The sequence below is a fragment of the Streptococcus sp. HMSC078H12 genome (assembly GCF_001814615.1).
GTDB classification, from domain to species: Bacteria; Bacillota; Bacilli; order Lactobacillales; family Streptococcaceae; genus Streptococcus; species Streptococcus salivarius_F.
The window spans coordinates 213,447-230,412 of record NZ_KV817343.1 but is presented as its reverse complement, the minus strand read 5'-3'; the positions used below and the strand labels follow the sequence as shown (position 1 = coordinate 230,412).

Here is a 16,966-nt window from a genome sequence, read left to right as displayed (position 1 = left end):
CTCGATGCTGGTCATGGTGGCTATGATCCAGGTGCTTCTTATTTTGGCATTTCTGAAAAGAGCTTGACCTTGGCTATCCAAAGTCGCGTGAAAGCTAAACTAGAAGCAGAAGGCTATCAAGTTGTAACCACTCGCACAAGTGATACTTATGTCGACTTGACGGACCGTTCACGTGCAGCCAATGCCTCGGAATCTGATATCTTCGTAAGTATTCACATCAATGCTTCAGGAAGTTCTGCAGCACAGGGTATTGAGACTTATTATTACCAACCTTATGCAGAATACCCATCACGTATTAATGCGACCTACCACGCTAATCCGACTCGTTTGACCATGAGTGACACCTTGGCCAATGCCATCCAGTCTAGCTTGATTAATGCGACTGGCGCTCAAAACCAAGGCGTGAAACGCCAAACCTTTGCGGTCTTGCGTGAAACGACAGCGCCGGCAGTCCTTCTTGAACTTGGTTTCTTGTCAAATCCTCAAGAAGCAGCCCGTTTGAATACCTCTGCTTATCAGGAGACTTTAGCTAACGCAATTGTGGCAGGGATTAAGTCTTACTACGAAAAAGAATCTAAAGTTTGAATTATATGTTAACCCATCATTATGATGGGTTTTTATGCTATAATTGAGGTAAATACTAAATACAACAAAAGGAGTGCTTATGGCCTACGATTTACTCTTAGAGCGTTTTTTACGTTACGTCAAAATCAATACACGTAGTGATGAAAATGCAACAAGAACGCCAACAACACAAAGTCAAGTAGATTTTGCCTTGAAAGTTCTAAAACCAGAATTAGAAGAACTGGGTTTGTCCAATATCCATTATTTGGAAAGTAATGGTTACCTAGTGGCAACTCTTCCAGCGAATGATGACCAATTAACACGTAAGATTGGTTTCATCTCTCATATGGATACTGCTGATTTTAATGCAGAAGGAGTTTCACCACAAGTTATTGACTCTTATGATGGAGGGGTCATTCCTCTTGGAAGTTCAGGTTATAGCCTAGACCCAACCGATTTCCCTAATCTCAATAATTATCTTGGTCAAACACTTATTACAACTGATGGTACCACACTTCTTGGGGCTGATGATAAGTCTGGTATTGCTGAGATTATGACAGCTTTGGCTTATTTGAAGGCTCACCCTGAAATCAAACATTGTGAGATTCGAGTTGGTTTTGGTCCAGATGAAGAGATTGGAATTGGTGCTGACAAGTTTGACGTTGAAGATTTTGATGTTGATTTTGCCTATACTGTTGATGGTGGACCTTTGGGTGAATTGCAGTATGAAACCTTCTCGGCTGCAGGAGCAGAACTTACTTTCCACGGACGTAATGTTCACCCTGGAACAGCAAAAGATCAAATGGTTAATGCCTTACAGTTAGCAATTGATTTTCATAATCAGTTGCCAGCAGAAGAACGCCCTGAGTTGACAGATGGCTATCAAGGTTTCAACCATCTTCAAACTATGACTGGTACTGTTGAAGAAGCTAAATCTTCTTATATTATTCGTGACTTCGAAACTGAATCCTTTGAAAATCGTAAAGCAACCTTCCAAGAGATTGCTGATCAAATGAATCAAGCTTATGGTCTGACACGCGTTGATTTAGTACTTAAAGATCAATACTATAACATGCGTCAGGTTATTGAAAAAGATATGACGCCTGTTGAGTTGGCTAAGGGTGTTATGGAGGAATTGGATATTACGCCAGTTATTGAACCTATTCGTGGCGGAACTGACGGGTCTAAAATTTCATTCATGGGCATTCCAACTCCAAACCTTTTTGCTGGGGGCGAAAATATGCATGGTCGATATGAGTTTGTTTCCTTACAGACAATGGAAAAAGCCGTAGATGTTATTCTTGGAATTGTCAGTAAACCTTAATAGAGCTTGCTAAATACTGATTTTATGGTAAAATTAGAAGTAATGGAGGTGCTGAGATGATTAAAATTTTCGGCAAGTATCGTTACCATTGGCAACCCGAATTATCTTGGCTAATCATCTACTGGTCTTTAGCCATCACGCCAATCTTTATTGCGGCGGCCCTTCTGTTCGAGTTGTACTCGGTGCCCTCACATATTTTGATGCTCTTCACTATTTTCGTTGCCTTGTTTGGTTTAGGATTCCATCGTTACTTTATTATTGAAGATCATGGGATTCTGCGTATTGTTTCTTTCAATATTTTTAAACCACGCAAAGTGAAAATTAGTGATATTGAAAAAGTCGAAGTTATTAAAACTGGCTTGAGCCTTATTTTTAAAAATGGTAAAAAACGTCAGTTTTATATGAGAAAGTGGCCAAAGAAATATTTCTTAGATGCTTTAGCGCTTCACCCTGATTTCAAAGGTGAGGTAGAGCTATTGGATCATATGACTAACTTTGATTACTTTGCCTTTTATGAGGAATCAAAAAAAGCCCTCAAGCTTAAACTTCGCAAATAAGGGCTTTAGTGGGACAAGACTTGACAGCAGTCAAAGTCTCAGGGGTGTTTTCAATAATTTGATTGAGTTGGTCGCTATCTCTGAACCTAACAATACCTTCGTCATCATAATCGAAGACGGGAGAGTAGGTTTGGCACAAACCACAAGCGATACATTTTTCTGGAATTAATGATACTTTCATAGTATTATTTTAAAATAGATTTATTGTTTTTACAAGGAGAATATCATGAGTAAAAAACCATGGGAAGATAAGGTTTCTGACGAAGAGTTGGAAGAAGTAGTTGACGCTGATTTTCTAGATGATGAAGATGAGTTTGAGGATTATGAAGAAGAAGAGGATGTAACTCCTTCTGATGAAAAACGCGAAAAAGGTGGTGGCTTCATTAATTCATCATTCTTGACAGTCTTGCTTGGATTATTCTTTGTTATTGTTGTATGTATTTTGTTCTTTGTTTTCTATACTTCAAATGTCGGTGGAAACAAAACTGCGGAATCTAAGGAATCATCTGGATTCTACTCATCATCAACTAGCAAAGTTGTTAAATCTTCATCTAGCAAGAAAGACTCAAACAAAGATGAGGAAAGTGAGAAATCTAATACAGAAAAATCTTCAAAAGAGAAATCATCTTCAACTAAAGCATCAAGCTCTTCTAAACATGTAGTAAAAGAAGATGCAACTGAGTCAGCTGAGACAGCACCATCAAGTGCTACGGCAGCAGCAGATGGTTCATCAATTGTTGTTCAATCTGGTGAAGGTGCTGGTTCTATCGCTGCACGTGCAGGTATCTCTGTAGATGAGTTGGAACGTCTTAACCCTGATCACATGACAAGTGGTTACTGGTATGCTAACCCAGGTGATGTGGTTAACGTTCAATAATTTTAAAAGCAAAGGAACATCATGAAAGATATTAGAATTGCTATTGATGGTCCTGCGTCAAGTGGAAAAAGTACAGTAGCCAAGATTATTGCAAAAAATCTTGGCTATACTTATCTTGACACAGGTGCTATGTACCGATCTGCAACTTATTTGGCCTTGCAGAATGGTTTGACTGAGGAAAATGTACCAGAAATTTTGGAGCAACTATCTCAACATCCGATTTCATTCGGAAAAGCTGCAGATGGTAGTCAGCAAGTTTATGTTGGTGATGTTGATATTACACACCCCATTCGTGATAACCAGGTCACAAATAATGTTTCTTGGGTAGCAGCTATTCCTGAGGTGCGCCAAGAACTGGTTGCGCAACAACAACGTATTGCTCAAGATGGTGCTATTATCATGGATGGACGTGATATTGGTACTGTGGTTTTGCCTGATGCAGAACTCAAAATTTTCTTGATTGCTTCAGTTGATGAACGTGCAGAACGTCGTTATAAGGAAAATATCGAAAAAGGAATTCCTGCTGATCTTGAGACTCTAAAAAAAGAAATTGCTGAACGTGACTATAAAGATAGCCATCGTAAGGTGTCACCTCTTAAACCAGCGGAAGATGCCATCACTTTTGACACTACAGGTGTATCTATTGATGGTGTTGTGGAATTTATTCAAGAAAAAGCAAAAAAAATTATTGACAAAGGATGACTCACTTGTTATACTATTAACAATGAGAAAAGCAGAAGTGAGAACTTCTCGCCTTGCGACTTAGGTTGTCTGGCCCAACATGTCAAATCCCTTTAGGGATATTATGTGTGCGGGCTTGTATATCAAGTCCGCTTTGTTTTTCTCTAAAAAAATAAAGAGGTGAAGATCATAGCTAAGAAAGATCTATTCATTAACGATGAAATTCGCGTTCGCGAAGTTCGTCTTGTTGGTCTTGATGGTGAACAATTGGGAATTAAACCATTGTCAGAAGCGCAAGCTATTGCAGATGATGCAAATGTTGACTTGGTTCTCATCCAACCACAAGCTACGCCACCTGTTGCGAAGATTATGGACTATGGTAAGTTCAAATTTGAGTATCAAAAGAAACAAAAAGAACAACGTAAGAAACAAAGCGTTGTTACCGTTAAGGAAGTTCGTTTGAGTCCAGTTATTGATAAAGGTGACTTTGAAACTAAACTTCGTAACGGCCGTAAGTTCCTTGAAAAAGGAAATAAGGTTAAAGTTTCTATCCGATTCAAAGGTCGTATGATTACTCACAAAGAAATCGGAGCTAAGGTCTTGGCGGAATTTGCTGAAAAAACGCAAGATATTGCGATTATTGAGCAAAGAGCGAAGATGGATGGACGTCAAATGTTCATGCAACTTGCACCAATTCCTGACAAAAAATAATTGTCAAACTAACACTATTTTAAGAGGAGAATTTTAAAATGCCAAAACAAAAAACACACCGCGCATCAGCTAAACGTTTCAAACGTACAGGTTCAGGTGGATTGAAACGCTTCCGTGCCTTCACATCTCACCGTTTCCACGGTAAAACTAAAAAACAACGTCGTCACCTTCGTAAAGCGTCAATGGTACATTCAGGTGACTTTAAACGTATCAAATCAATGCTTTCACAAATGCGTTAATTCGCTAAAAGCATTACAAATTAACTAAACTAGAATTAATTCGGAGGAATATATAAATGGCTCGTGTTAAAGGTGGCGTTGTATCACGCAAACGTCGTAAACGTGTATTGAAACTTGCTAAAGGTTACTATGGTGCAAAACACATCTTGTTCCGTACTGCAAAAGAACAAGTAATGAACTCTTACTACTATGCATACCGTGACCGTCGTCAAAAGAAACGTGATTTCCGTAAACTTTGGATCACACGTATTAATGCGGCAGCTCGTTTGAACGGTTTGTCATACTCACAATTGATGCACGGTTTGAAATTGGCTGAAATCGAAGTTAACCGTAAAATGCTTGCTGATTTGGCAGTTAACGATGCAGCTGCTTTCACAGCTCTTGCAGATGCAGCTAAAGCAAAACTTGGTAAATAAGAATTAAGATGGGTTGTACCCATCTTTTTTTATGGAGGTAATTATGATTCGTTTAGCAAGAGCAGAAGATATTCCAAGATTACAGAAGCTATTGGGACAGATTCTTCTAGTGCATCATCATGCACGCCCTGATGTTTTTAAGTCAGAAGGCAGTAAATTTACAGATGTAGAGTTAGAAGCAGTGATTAATGATCAAACTAAACCTATTTTTGTATATGAGGATGAAGAAGGCCGTATCTTAGGCCATCTGTTCTTAATGATTAAAGAAGTATCTGATAATAATGGTCCACTAAAGGCTGTTAAGACTCTTTTTATTGATGATTTATGCGTTGATAAGGAGGCTCGAGGTCAAAAATTGGGAGAGAAGCTTTATCAATTTGCCTTGGACTATGCTAAGGAGTTAGGTTGTTATAATATGACACTTCACGTATGGAATGATAATGCGGGTGCTCTACGTTTTTACGAACGTTTAGGTATGAAACCGAGATATACAGAAATGGAAACTTTCCTAAAATAATACGTTTTCATGAGAGAAATTTAACTTACGAGGAATAAAAATTTTTGATATGCTGAGAGAGAAGTTTTAGAAATGGAGAATTTTAATGCCTCGTAATTTTAAAGAAGCTTTGCTTTTTACGATTTTAATGTGTGGAATGATGGTCTGTGGGATGAGTCTCTGGAATCTTCTTATCCTTGATTGGACTGGAGTTGTTCCCTTTGCTTGGGGTCACTTTTTCCAAGGTTATCTTCCTGGATTTGTAGTTGCTTTCTTACTGGATATGCTTTTGGTAGGACCACTAGCCAAGACAATTGCATTTGCAATTTTACATAAAGTAAAAGCCCATGATAAACGATGGGCGAAGATTTTAGCAATTTCTGGAACCATGGCGCTATTCATGGTAACCTTTATGTCGCTCTATGGCTTAGTGTACAACGGTCAGTCGGTGACGCTCTCATCCTATGGCCGTGCTTGGTTGACAAATGTTATCATGGCCTTACCACTTAATTTTCTAGTAGTTGGTCCCATCTCACGCTTTATCTTGGGAAAACTGCAAAAACCATTGCCTGGTGAAGAAGCCGTAGAGAATTTTGAAGACGATGACGAATTACCAACTATAATCTAAGTATAGAACTGGAGTTTCTCTCCAGTTCTTTTAATATTAAAAGCAGCCACGGATGTGACTGCTTAATGATGATTAGTTTTTCTTTTTCATTTCACCATGTGGGTAGTAAGTTCCCTCTGGCATATCGTTAATGAAAACATGAATAGCTTCTTTAGGAGCTTTTGCAACACGTGATACAACCTCAGTAACTTCACGTGCAAGTTCGATTTTTTGTTCTTCAGTACGACCTTCAAAGAGATCAATTTTTACAAATGGCATAATGCATCTCCTTAGTTTTGATAGTCCTATTATAGCATTAATTAAGAGAATATTCTAAAATTTATGGAAATTCTTGTAATGATATTATCGTAATGCTACAATGCGAATGATTTCAATAGTAAAGCCTAAAGTAAAAAGAGGCCGGTAGCTAAGAGAAAGCATTCCTAGTTGAAAGTAATAGTATTACTTTTGATTCGATCATTCCTGATTTAGGAAATGTTTCACATGCTATTCAAAATGGTAAGGTGTCTTGTGATGATAGGTAAGTGATTGCATTTTTTATTGGCTTTGTTTATAAGGGATGAAAACTCTTACTAAAAATGGTAAAATAATGCTAACTAGAGACAGTAAGGAGTAAATTATGACAATTGATTTTCGTGCCGAAGTTGATAAGCGCAAAGATGCTTTGATGGAGGACCTTTTTGGTCTTTTGCGTATTAACTCAGAACGTGATGACAGTAAGGTTGATGATAAGCACCCATTTGGTCCTGGACCAGTAAAAGCTTTGGAACATTTTCTTGCTTTAGCAGAACGTGATGGCTATAAAACTCGTAATATTGATAATTATGCTGGTGACTTTGAATTTGGTCAAGGTGATGAAGTTTTGGGTATCTTTGCCCACTTGGATGTGGTTCCAGCTGGTAGTGGTTGGGATACAGATCCTTATGAACCTGTAATCAAAGACGGTAAACTTTATGCCCGTGGGTCATCAGATGATAAAGGCCCAACAATGGCTTGTTACTATGCCTTGAAAATTATTAAAGAACTCGAGCTTCCAGTATCTAAGCGTGTGCGATTCATTGTTGGTACTGATGAAGAATCTGGTTGGGGCGATATGGAATATTACTTCGCTCATAATGGATTGAAAGATCCTGATTTTGGTTTTTCACCTGATGCAGAATTTCCAATCATCAATGGTGAAAAGGGAAATATTACAGCTTATCTCCATTTTGAAGGTCAAAATGATGGGGACTTTAGTCTTGTGTCCTTTAATGGTGGTTTGCGTGAAAATATGGTTCCTGAATCAGCAAGTGCAGATTTTACTGGACCTATCACTTTGCAAGAACTTGAGGGCAAATTAGCAGACTTTGTTGCGGAACAAGAAGTAACTGGTCAAGTGACCGAAGAAGCAGGTGTTTTTCATGTGACTATTCATGGGAAATCAGCTCATGGTATGATGCCTCAAAATGGTATTAATGGGGCAACATACTTGGCACTCTTCCTTAGTCAATTTGATTTCCAAGGCAATGCTAAAACGTATTTGGATTTAATTGCTGAAACACTTCATAAGGATTTCTTCGCTGAAAAGACAGGCCTTGCCTATACAGACCCTAAGATGGGTGAATTGACCATGAATGCTGGTGTATTTAACTTCGCTAAGGAATCTGAAGATAATACGATTGCTCTGAATTTCCGCTATCCTCAAGGGGTTGATACGGACTCTATTAAGGCTGATCTTGAAAAACTCGAAGGTCCTAAGGCGGTTAGTCTCTCAGAACATGGTCATGTGCCACACTATGTACCAGTTGATGATCCTATGGTAGAGACTCTTCTTTCAGTCTATGAGAAACAAACAGGCCTTAAAGGTCATGAACAAATTATTGGTGGCGGAACATTTGGACGTCTCCTCAAACGTGGTGTTGCCTATGGAGCTATGTTCCCTGGTTATGTCAACACGATGCACCAAGCAAATGAGTTCACTGAGGTCGAAGACTTGTACCGTGCAGCTGCCATTTATGCAGAAGCTATCTATGAGTTAATCAAATAAAAAAGAGAGACAGTTTTGTCTCTTTTTTGAGGAGGAAAATATGGAAACACTTGAAGAATTAACACAAGCAATCATGTCCGATGAACAAAATAAATCTTTTACGGAACAAGGAATAAAACCCTTGTTTACCATTCCAAAAACGGCACGAATTAATATCGTAGGCCAAGCTCCTGGTATTCGTGCCCAAGAGTCCGGCCTTTACTGGAATGATCCTAGCGGTGATAATCTCAGGGATTGGATGGGGGTTTCACGCGAAGAATTTTATGAATCTGGCATGTTTGCTATTGTACCAATGGATTTTTATTTCCCAGGTCATGGGAAATCAGGTGATTTACCTCCTCGCAAAGGATTTGCAGACAAGTGGCATGAGAAAGTTCTTGCTTTAGCTCCTGATATTCAATTGACGATTTTAGTAGGTAACTATGCACAGCGTTACTATTTACATCAAAAATCATCGGCAAAATTAACGGATACAGTTAAGAATTACAAAGATTACCTTCCTGAGTTTTTCCCTCTCGTTCATCCCTCTCCACGAAATAATATTTGGCAAGCCAAAAATCCATGGTTTATGGAAGAAGTAGTTCCAGATTTGAAGGCCTTGGTCAAAAAAATCTTAAGTCAATGATTTCTGATATATGAGCGTGAATTGTCTTTAGGTATTGTTATCAAATCAATGAAGCAACATTTAGAACATGTCCAAATGATATAAAGATTTGAGCCCCTTGGGGCTCTTTTTGATACTTTAACAAAAAGAGTCGCAAAAATAATTAACAAAACTTTAATATAAAGCTTATATTATACAATTTAATTCTAATTTTCAGAAGAAGTAACATATAAAATTAAGGTAGCTATCCTTTTAAACTAAAGAATCAATTAAATAATACTTACAAATTGAAAATGAGTGTAATTTTTTTAAAATATTAAGACAATTCCATTGACAGAAAGTTTAAAAGTGATAGACTTTAGGTGTTAAGAAAATTTAGAAGGAAATTTGTGATATGGGAAGAAAAGATTCACAACGTTTTTCAATCAGGAAGTATAGCTTTGGAGCTGCTTCTGTTCTTTTGGGTACAACAATTCTTGCGATGGGTGCAACTGGTGTACATGCAGATGAGGTTTCAACTTCAGCTGCTACTGATACACCACTTAGTGCTTCTGTGCTAACAGATACTGCTGCCGATCCGGCAACGACTGTTGATCATTCAGAGAAGCAAGTTGTTTCTGTCAAAGAAGAAGGAAATACCACTGTAACAACAAGTGTTGTTACAACTGATAGTCTTGAGGATGCTAAAACTTCTGCGGTAAAAGAAGGGGTAGAAGTCGAAGAAACTGCACCTCAAACACATACATCCCTAGAGGGTGCTATTGCTGACAATCAAGCTCAATCAAAAGAGATTAATACGGTTGTTTCTGATTATCAGAAAGCAAAAGAAAGCCACAAAAAAGAAGTAGCTGAGTATGATAAGGCTAAGGCTGAGTACGATGCTAAAGTGGCCGAAAAAGCAGCAGCTGATAAAGCAAACGCTGCTTCTAAAGCACAGTATGATACTGATCAAGCTGCTTATGAAAAAGGTTTAGCTAAATACCAAGCTGATAAAAAAGCCTATGATGCAGCATTGGAAGTGTATAATACTCAAAAATTAACTTATGATTCTAAAGTAGCAGAAAAAGCAGCTGCCGATGCAGCTAATGCTAAGTCAGAAGCTGATTACAAGGTACAGTTGGCTGTTTATGAAACTGCTAAGAAGAACTATGAAGCTGCTATGGCTCAGTACAGCAAAGACAAGGCAAAATATGATGCTGAGAAGGAAGCTTATGATGCTAAAGTAGCTGAAAAAGTTCGTACAGAAATCGAAAACAAGGCAGCTCAAGAGCAGTATGAGAAAGATTTAGCTACTTATAATGCCGCTTACGAAAAATATCAAACCGATTTAGCTGCCTACAAGACTGCCAAAGCCGCCTACGATGCTAAAGTAGCAGAAAAAGCAGCAGCTGACGTAGCTAATGCAGAAGCTAAAGCTAAGTATGATGCGGAAATGGTCACTTACGAAGCAGCCTTGTCTGAATATAAGACAAATAAGGCTTTGTATGATGCCGCTCTAGCTGAATACAATACGAAAAAAGCAGCCTATGATGCTAAAGTAGCTGAGAAAACACAAGCAGAAATTACTGATAAGGCTGCTCAAGAGCAATATGAGAATGATCTTGCTGCTTACAATACGGCTTACGAAAAATATCAAACTGATTTAGCTACCTACAAGACTGCTAAAGCAGCCTACGATGCCAAAGTAGCTGAAAAAGCAGCAACTGATAAAGCAAATGCGGAAGCTAAAGCCAAGTATGATGCAGAAATGGCTGTTTATAATGCAGCTAAAGCACAATACGATAAAGATTTACAAGAATACCAAGCTAAGAAAGCACAATACGATAAAGATAAAGCAGCCTATGATCAACTTGTTGCCATTAAAGCAGAAGAAGATGCTGCAAAAGCTAAGTATGAAGTTGAGCTTGCAAAATACAATGTAGACCTAGAACAATACGGCAAAGACTTTGCTACCTACCAAACAAAACTTGCTGAATATCAAACAGCTTTGGCACAGTACAAAGATGCTAAAGCAGCCTATGATAAGTACATGAATGATAATGGTTTCCAAGATCTAAAAGATGTAGAAACTGTTCAAGATTTGACCTTCCAACGTGAAGGTGGAGCCATTCATACCATCAATGGCATCAGTGCTTATCTCACTCGTGATGCTCAAGCTCGTTTGAATACTAGCAATGTACATCAGTATGATTCCAATAAATTGGAAGCTTCAGATATTGTAGCAACTAGTCCTTGGGCCAATAATGAAACTGAATTTATTCAAATTAAGGAAGGCGATAATTTTGTTGTTACTTATGATAACTTGAATCAGTCAAGCATGCGTGAAAATACGGATATGCATCCAATCAAGCGCGTGATTTATCGCTATGAAATTTTGAGTCTTCCATCAAATGACGGTAAAGGAATTGCAGCCGTTAGCTCAGACCCAACTGTAACACTAACAGTCGGTGCTTCAACAGACCAAAATAAACCAGTTAAAGTTGCTGTAGATGTTGAATTCTATGATGGTAATGGCAATAAGTTTGATTTGACACAGCACAATGCGATTGTTGCTTTGAACTCTCTTAACCACTGGACAGGTGCTTCTTATGTAGATAGTGGGGATAAACCTCGTGCCCTTACAGTAGAAGCCAAAGATAAAGATGGTAACACTGTTCGTGGAACTTGGGATCCTTATGCAGATGGTTCATCAATGAGCATTGAAAACAATGCAGTTGTTGTTAAAAATGGAACTGTTGACTTTGGTACTGCTGATGTCACTATCTCTGCTGAAAATCCAATCAAGATTGTGGCACAAAAAGCAACGTGGAATGGTAGTGAATTTACAGTTAGTGAAGAAACCGTTGTTGACGCGACTTCAGTCAATGCTTCAGGTGCTGGGAATGGTCACTCTATCGGAACAGATGAGTTCACATTAGACGGTAAAGATGATGTTATCGGTTCTTATACGATTGATCCAACTTCAGGACGTATCATCTTTACTCCTAAGAAGAAATTTGAAAATGTAGAGCACCAAGAATCTGTAAATGTTGGAAACAATAAATACATTCCAATTCCAAATTCAAGTGTTTCTTATGATTCTGCTACAAAAGAGGTGACATCGTTTAAAGATAACCAATACATTGAACATGGATCTATCTTTAATGGTGAATCTTCAACGACTCTTGAAGGTTGGGATAATCCATCTTCTCCATATCTCTATTATGGTGGAGCAGGCTTGAAGATGGCTGATGGTCACTTGGTATTTACGGCTAATGGGGCTAATGCTGCTGGTCAACCAACAGTTTACTGGTTTGCGATTAACTCAAATGTTGGTATTCCAAAAAATCCAGGTGAAGCGCCAAAAGAGCCAACAGCTCCTGAAGAACCAAAGGCTCCAACACCACCAACGATTACATTGGAAGTTCTTCCAGCGGTACCAACAGAACCAACTCCGCCAACAGCCCCTACGGCACCAACAGAACCTAACTATACAGTTGTTACAGTTGATGCTGAGGAGCCAAAAGCTCCAACAGAGCCTAAGGCTCCAACGCCACCAACTCCTACAGTTGTTGAAGTTCCAGCGGAACCAAGCAAACCAGAAGAACCTAAAGCGCCAACGCCACCGACAGAACCTAACTACACTGTGGTTACAGTTGATGCAGAGGAACCTAAGGCACCAACAGAACCAAAAGCTCCAACGCCACCAACTCCAGCTTTAGTTGAAGTGCCAGTAGAGCCACGTAAGATTACGGCTCCAGTAGAACCTAAGGCTCCGACTCCACCTACACCTGTAGTTGTAGAGGTACCTGGTGAGCCAACAAAACCAACGCCACCAACAGAGCCAACAGCTCCAACACCACCAACTATGGTCACAGTTAATGTTCCTAATAAACCTGTTTCACCTAAAGAACTTGTAGCTCCAAAGGTAAAATGGCATAAAAATTATCTTGTTGAGCGAGTAACACGTCCAGTACCAACGACGCCACCAACTCCTCAAAAACCAAAAACTCCTGGAACACCTACAGGACCAAGCGTTACACCAACTTCTTCTGTAGTTGATAAGCAAGAAACAGCAAGAACTAATAGCGCCGTATTGCCAGAAACAGGTGACTCTAACCAAAAATTAGCATCTGTAACAGGTCTAGGCTTGCTTTCAATGGCCCTTACAGGACTATGGTCAGCTCGTAAACGTAAACATTAATAAGATAAAATCAAAGATTAGGTTGTTTTGCCATGCAAGACAGTCTAGTCTTTTTTTGTTACCTATTATTTGCTCTTTAACGAACTGAATAAGTTTGAATGTTAAAACTAATAGGACAAACGAGAGGACATGATTTAGGTGAAATAGCTATCCTAAAGCTGAATATCACTATGAAAAGTAAAATGAAAGCTTATAGTTGATTGTTTTTCATAATCTTTTCAATAAAAAAACATTAAAGCTAATCGGATTAGATATTATAAAATTAAACCGCCTATTTGTAACGTAAACCCTATTAATAATAGGGTTTTTTCTATCAAATGTTTTGATATTAAAAAGTATTTGAATTTAAGAATCTAATCGAATTTAAAGGAATGCGTGTTTTTATGAGATATCTCAAATTGACATGGTTCTTTCTTTTGTTAGAATATGAACATAACTAAATATAGAAGGACGTAATTTAAATGGGGAAAAAGGAATTACAACGTTATTCACTCAGAAAGTCTAGCCTTGGTGCGGCTTCTGTTCTTTTGGGGACTGCAGTTCTTGCAGTAGGAGCTTCAAATGCTAGCGCTGATGAAGTAGCAACAACTACAGATTCAGCAACACCAGCAGTTGAAGCAACAGATGCTGTTGAAGAAAGCACTTCTGCCGTAGCAGATTCAACTGAAAAGAAAGTTGTTAACGTTACTGAAGAAGGCAACACAACTGTTACAACAAGTGAAGTAACAAATACAAGCTTAGAAGCTGCAAAAACAGCTGCAACTAACGAAGGGGTTGAGGTTAAGGAAGAACCTGCTCAAACCAAAGAAACTGTTGAAGCAGCTGCTGCAGATAATAAATCACAAGCAGAGAAAATCAATACAGTCGTTTCTGATTATAAAGCGGCTAAAGAACAATACAAGTCAGATAAAGCTGACTATGATAAAGCAAAAGCAAACTATGATGCCAAATTAGCTGAGAAAGCACTTGCTGATAAAACAAATGCTGAAGCTCAGGCTAAATACGATACTGAAAAAACAGCTTATGATAAAGCTTCAGAGCAATACCAAATTGCTAAGCAAGCTTATGACTCAGCTCTTTCAGAGTACAAGACTAAGAAAGTTACTTATGATGCTAAGGTAGCAGAAAAAGAAGCCGCTGATAAAGAAAATGCGCTTTCTGCAGCTAAATACCAAGCAGAATTGGTAACATATAACCAAGCAAAAGCTGATTATGAAGCAGCCCTTGCTCAGTACAATAGCGATAAAGCTAAATACAATGCTGAAAAAGCTAACTATGATAATAAAGTAGCTGAAAAAGTTGTTACTGAAAAACGTAACGCTGAAGCTGAAGCTAAATATCAAACTGAGCTAGCAGCATACAATGAAGCAAAAGCTAAATATGATGTAGAAAAAGTAGCATATGACAAGAATCTTGAACTTTATAACGCTAAGAAAACAGCTTATGAAGCAGATCTTGAAACAAAACAAGCTATTGAAAAATACAATGCAGATGCTAAAGCTAAATACGAAGCAGCCTTGGTTGTCTACAATGAGCAAAAAGCTAAATATGACCAAGAGTACCTTGAGTATCAAAACAAATTAGCTGTCTACCAAACAGCACTTAAACAATACCAAGATGCTAAAACAGCTTACGATAAATACATGAATGATCCTGTATATCGTAACCTTAAAGATGCTGAAGTTGTTCAAGAATTGACTTTCCAACGTGAAAACGATGCGACACACAAAGTTGAAGGTGTAAGCAACTACTTGACAAAAGAAGCACAAGAGCGTCTTAACACAAGTAATGTTTTCCAATATGACTCTAACAAGTTACAAGCATCTGACATTGTTTCAAATAGCCCTTGGACAAATACTGAAGACGAGTGGATTCAAGTTAAAGAAGGTGACAAATTTGTTGTTACTTATGATGGCTTGAACCAATCAAGCATGCTTGTTGAAAATGAAGCATCAGCAATCAAACGTGTTGTATACCGTTACGAAATCGTTAGCCTTCCATCAAACGACGGAAAAGGTATCGCGAAAATCAGTAAGGATCCAACAGTAACTATGACAGTTGGAGCATCAACTGATCAAGATAAACCAGTTAAAGTAGCTGTAGATGTTGAGTTTTACGATAAAGATGGTAAAATGTTCAACCTTAGTGAGCGTAATGCTATCGTAGCACTTAACTCACTTAACCACTGGAACGGTGCAGCATATGTTGAAACATCTGAGCGCCCACGTCCACTTACAGTAGAAGCGAAAGACGTTAATGGTAATACTGTTCGCGGTACTTACAATCCTTACGCAGATGGTTCTACTTTGGCAATCCAAAACGGTGAAGTTGTTACAAAATCTGGTTATGCAGATTTTGGTGGAGCTACAGTTAACATTTCAGATGAGAACCCACTTAAGGTAGTGGTTCCTATCACTGACTGGAATGGTTCAGAATGGGTTGTCTCACGTGAAATTCCATCTGATGTAACAACTCTTAATGCTTCAGGTAGCGGTAATGGACACGCTCTTGGTAACCAAGATTATACGTTTGGTGATAAAGATGATGTTATTGGTTCATACAGCGTTTCTGCTGAAACTAGTTTGATTACATTCACACCTAAGAAAAAATACCAATCAACACGCCACCAAGAATATGTAAATATTGGTGATAACCAATTTATCGCTATTCCAAAATCATCAGTTACTTATGATGCTGCCACTAAAGAAGTAACATCAGTCAATGATAACCAATACATTGACCATGGTGCAGTCTTTAATGGTGAGACAACATCAGAATTGACAGGTTGGGATAACGCTGATTCACCTTACCTCTACTATGGAGGTGCAGGTATCAAGATGACTAATGGTCACTTGGTATTTACTGCTGATGGTGCAAATGCTGATGGTGCACCAACAGTTTACTGGTTCGCAATCAACTCTAACCTTGGTTTGCCTAAGAATCCGGGTGAAAAACCTGAAGAACCTAAGGCACCAACACCACCAACAGCACCGGTTAAACCAGTCGTTAAAACAGTTGGTATCAATCCACAAGAACCAACACCACCAACCCCTCCAAAAGAGCCAGTGGCACCAACGCCACCAACTCCAGAGGTAGTTGAAGTTCCTGGTAAACCACAAGAACCAACACCACCAACAGGTCCAACGGCACCAACGCCACCAACACCAAAAGTGGTTGAAGTTCCAGAAAAACCGGTTGAACCAACACCACCAACAGGTCCAACGGCACCAACGCCACCAACACCAAAAGTAGTTGAAGTTCCTGCTAAACCAGTAGAACCTAAAACTCCTGAAAAACCAAGTGTTGTATGGCACAAGAACTATGTCGTTGAGAGAGAGTCTCACGTGGTACCACCAACACCACCGACTACTCCTCAAACACCACCAACACCTGTTACTCCTCCAACTCCAGTGACACCACCAACTACACCAACTCCAGATACTGAAGTTCCTGTAGTGCCTCAAGCTGAGTTGCCACAAACTGGTGAGCACACTAGCAATGCTGGATTTATTGGACTTCTTTCAATGATTTTTGCAGCCTTTGTAGGATTCTTCAAACGTCGTAAAGAAGATTAAGTGGTCCTATTAAATTAGTTCCCCATCAAAACTAGATTCTATTTAGAATCTAGTTTTTATTTTTGTGACTTTAAGTCCGTTTCGC

General features: G+C 38.8%; 16 protein-coding genes and 1 other annotated feature. Of the genes, 14 read left to right on the top strand and 2 right to left on the bottom strand.

Annotated elements, in window-relative coordinates:
• The 3 genes from HMPREF2979_RS08820 to HMPREF2979_RS08810 all read left to right on the top strand — a co-directional run.
• On the top strand, positions 1-585 hold a 585-nt coding region (locus HMPREF2979_RS08820), incomplete at its 5' end, for an N-acetylmuramoyl-L-alanine amidase family protein (protein ID WP_148132243.1).
• A gap of 79 nt (positions 586-664) precedes the next feature.
• The gene (gene pepT / locus HMPREF2979_RS08815) at positions 665-1,888 is read left to right on the top strand and encodes a peptidase T (protein ID WP_070656292.1); all 1,224 of its coding nucleotides are present in this window, start codon (positions 665-667) and stop codon (positions 1,886-1,888) included.
• A 56-nt stretch (positions 1,889-1,944) separates the two neighbouring features.
• A complete protein-coding gene (locus HMPREF2979_RS08810) occupies positions 1,945-2,445 on the top strand; it encodes an EbsA family protein (protein WP_002890860.1) in 501 nt (166 codons plus the stop codon).
• Here the strand turns inward: HMPREF2979_RS08810 and HMPREF2979_RS10190 are convergent.
• Positions 2,429-2,626 (bottom strand): ferredoxin, encoded by a 198-nt coding sequence (locus HMPREF2979_RS10190; protein WP_002890861.1) that lies wholly within the window; start codon positions 2,624-2,626, stop codon positions 2,429-2,431. The genes HMPREF2979_RS08810 and HMPREF2979_RS10190 overlap by 17 nt on opposite strands.
• Before the next feature lie 45 nt (positions 2,627-2,671).
• Between HMPREF2979_RS10190 and HMPREF2979_RS08805 the strand changes: the two genes are divergently transcribed.
• The 7 genes from HMPREF2979_RS08805 to HMPREF2979_RS10500 all read left to right on the top strand — a co-directional run bounded on the left by HMPREF2979_RS08805 (position 2,672) and on the right by HMPREF2979_RS10500 (position 6,493).
• Entirely contained in the window at positions 2,672-3,322 is a 651-nt protein-coding gene (locus HMPREF2979_RS08805; protein WP_070656289.1) for an SAG1386/EF1546 family surface-associated protein, read from the top strand.
• A 21-nt stretch (positions 3,323-3,343) separates the two neighbouring features.
• Positions 3,344-4,024, top strand: a complete 681-nt coding sequence (cmk, locus tag HMPREF2979_RS08800) for a (d)CMP kinase (protein WP_002885119.1) — start codon at positions 3,344-3,346, stop codon at positions 4,022-4,024.
• Between the two features lie 23 nt (positions 4,025-4,047).
• Positions 4,048-4,170: a sequence feature (ribosomal protein L20 leader region), on the top strand.
• Positions 4,171-4,183: 13 nt separating this feature from the next.
• The gene (gene infC / locus HMPREF2979_RS08795; RefSeq protein ID WP_002885108.1) at positions 4,184-4,714 is read left to right on the top strand and encodes a translation initiation factor IF-3; all 531 of its coding nucleotides are present in this window, start codon (positions 4,184-4,186) and stop codon (positions 4,712-4,714) included.
• A gap of 38 nt (positions 4,715-4,752) precedes the next feature.
• Complete coding sequence (gene rpmI, locus HMPREF2979_RS08790; RefSeq protein ID WP_002885093.1) at positions 4,753-4,953, top strand: 50S ribosomal protein L35; 201 nt, start codon at positions 4,753-4,755, stop codon at positions 4,951-4,953.
• Between the two features lie 56 nt (positions 4,954-5,009).
• A complete protein-coding gene (gene rplT, locus HMPREF2979_RS08785) occupies positions 5,010-5,369 on the top strand; it encodes a 50S ribosomal protein L20 (protein WP_002885090.1) in 360 nt (119 codons plus the stop codon).
• A gap of 43 nt (positions 5,370-5,412) precedes the next feature.
• Positions 5,413-5,886, top strand: coding sequence for a GNAT family N-acetyltransferase (locus HMPREF2979_RS08780; protein ID WP_070656286.1), 474 nt, complete (start codon positions 5,413-5,415; stop codon positions 5,884-5,886).
• Between the two features lie 85 nt (positions 5,887-5,971).
• Positions 5,972-6,493, top strand: coding sequence for a DUF2798 domain-containing protein (locus tag HMPREF2979_RS10500; RefSeq protein WP_070656283.1), 522 nt, complete (start codon positions 5,972-5,974; stop codon positions 6,491-6,493).
• 72 nt (positions 6,494-6,565) lie between these two features.
• Here HMPREF2979_RS10500 and HMPREF2979_RS08770 read toward each other — a convergent pair whose 3' ends face one another.
• Positions 6,566-6,751, bottom strand: coding sequence for a 4-oxalocrotonate tautomerase (locus HMPREF2979_RS08770; protein WP_002885057.1), 186 nt, complete (start codon positions 6,749-6,751; stop codon positions 6,566-6,568).
• 361 nt (positions 6,752-7,112) lie between these two features.
• Here HMPREF2979_RS08770 and pepV point away from each other — a divergent pair, with 361 nt between their 5' ends.
• From pepV to HMPREF2979_RS08750, 4 genes are all read left to right on the top strand, one after another.
• Positions 7,113-8,519 carry a dipeptidase PepV gene (pepV, locus tag HMPREF2979_RS08765; RefSeq protein ID WP_070656280.1) on the top strand — a complete coding sequence of 469 codons (1,407 nt, stop codon included), beginning with the start codon at positions 7,113-7,115 and terminating at the stop codon, positions 8,517-8,519.
• Positions 8,520-8,559: 40 nt separating this feature from the next.
• Positions 8,560-9,144: a uracil-DNA glycosylase family protein gene (locus HMPREF2979_RS08760; RefSeq protein WP_070656277.1), complete on the top strand. Its 585-nt coding sequence runs from the start codon at positions 8,560-8,562 to the stop codon at positions 9,142-9,144.
• A 373-nt stretch (positions 9,145-9,517) separates the two neighbouring features.
• Positions 9,518-13,306 carry a GbpC/Spa domain-containing protein gene (locus HMPREF2979_RS08755; RefSeq protein WP_070656274.1) on the top strand — a complete coding sequence of 1,263 codons (3,789 nt, stop codon included), beginning with the start codon at positions 9,518-9,520 and terminating at the stop codon, positions 13,304-13,306.
• Positions 13,307-13,767: 461 nt separating this feature from the next.
• Positions 13,768-16,881: an LPXTG cell wall anchor domain-containing protein gene (locus HMPREF2979_RS08750; protein WP_070656271.1), complete on the top strand. Its 3,114-nt coding sequence runs from the start codon at positions 13,768-13,770 to the stop codon at positions 16,879-16,881.
• Positions 16,882-16,966 lie beyond the last annotated feature (85 nt).

Excerpts from the sequence above, each read along its gene's own strand:
- pepT (WP_070656292.1), top strand. The coding sequence starts at position 665 with ATGGCCTACGATTTACTCTTAGAGCGTTTTTTACGTTACGTCAAAATC.
- HMPREF2979_RS08810 (WP_002890860.1), top strand. The coding sequence starts at position 1,945 with ATGATTAAAATTTTCGGCAAGTATCGTTACCATTGGCAACCCGAATTA.
- HMPREF2979_RS10190 (WP_002890861.1), bottom strand. The coding sequence starts at position 2,626 with ATGAAAGTATCATTAATTCCAGAAAAATGTATCGCTTGTGGTTTGTGC.
- HMPREF2979_RS08805 (WP_070656289.1), top strand. The coding sequence starts at position 2,672 with ATGAGTAAAAAACCATGGGAAGATAAGGTTTCTGACGAAGAGTTGGAA.
- cmk (WP_002885119.1), top strand. The coding sequence starts at position 3,344 with ATGAAAGATATTAGAATTGCTATTGATGGTCCTGCGTCAAGTGGAAAA.
- rpmI (WP_002885093.1), top strand. The coding sequence starts at position 4,753 with ATGCCAAAACAAAAAACACACCGCGCATCAGCTAAACGTTTCAAACGT.
- rplT (WP_002885090.1), top strand. The coding sequence starts at position 5,010 with ATGGCTCGTGTTAAAGGTGGCGTTGTATCACGCAAACGTCGTAAACGT.
- HMPREF2979_RS08780 (WP_070656286.1), top strand. The coding sequence starts at position 5,413 with ATGATTCGTTTAGCAAGAGCAGAAGATATTCCAAGATTACAGAAGCTA.
- HMPREF2979_RS10500 (WP_070656283.1), top strand. The coding sequence starts at position 5,972 with ATGCCTCGTAATTTTAAAGAAGCTTTGCTTTTTACGATTTTAATGTGT.
- HMPREF2979_RS08770 (WP_002885057.1), bottom strand. The coding sequence starts at position 6,751 with ATGCCATTTGTAAAAATTGATCTCTTTGAAGGTCGTACTGAAGAACAA.
- pepV (WP_070656280.1), top strand. The coding sequence starts at position 7,113 with ATGACAATTGATTTTCGTGCCGAAGTTGATAAGCGCAAAGATGCTTTG.
- HMPREF2979_RS08760 (WP_070656277.1), top strand. The coding sequence starts at position 8,560 with ATGGAAACACTTGAAGAATTAACACAAGCAATCATGTCCGATGAACAA.
- HMPREF2979_RS08755 (WP_070656274.1), top strand. The coding sequence starts at position 9,518 with ATGGGAAGAAAAGATTCACAACGTTTTTCAATCAGGAAGTATAGCTTT.
- HMPREF2979_RS08750 (WP_070656271.1), top strand. The coding sequence starts at position 13,768 with ATGGGGAAAAAGGAATTACAACGTTATTCACTCAGAAAGTCTAGCCTT.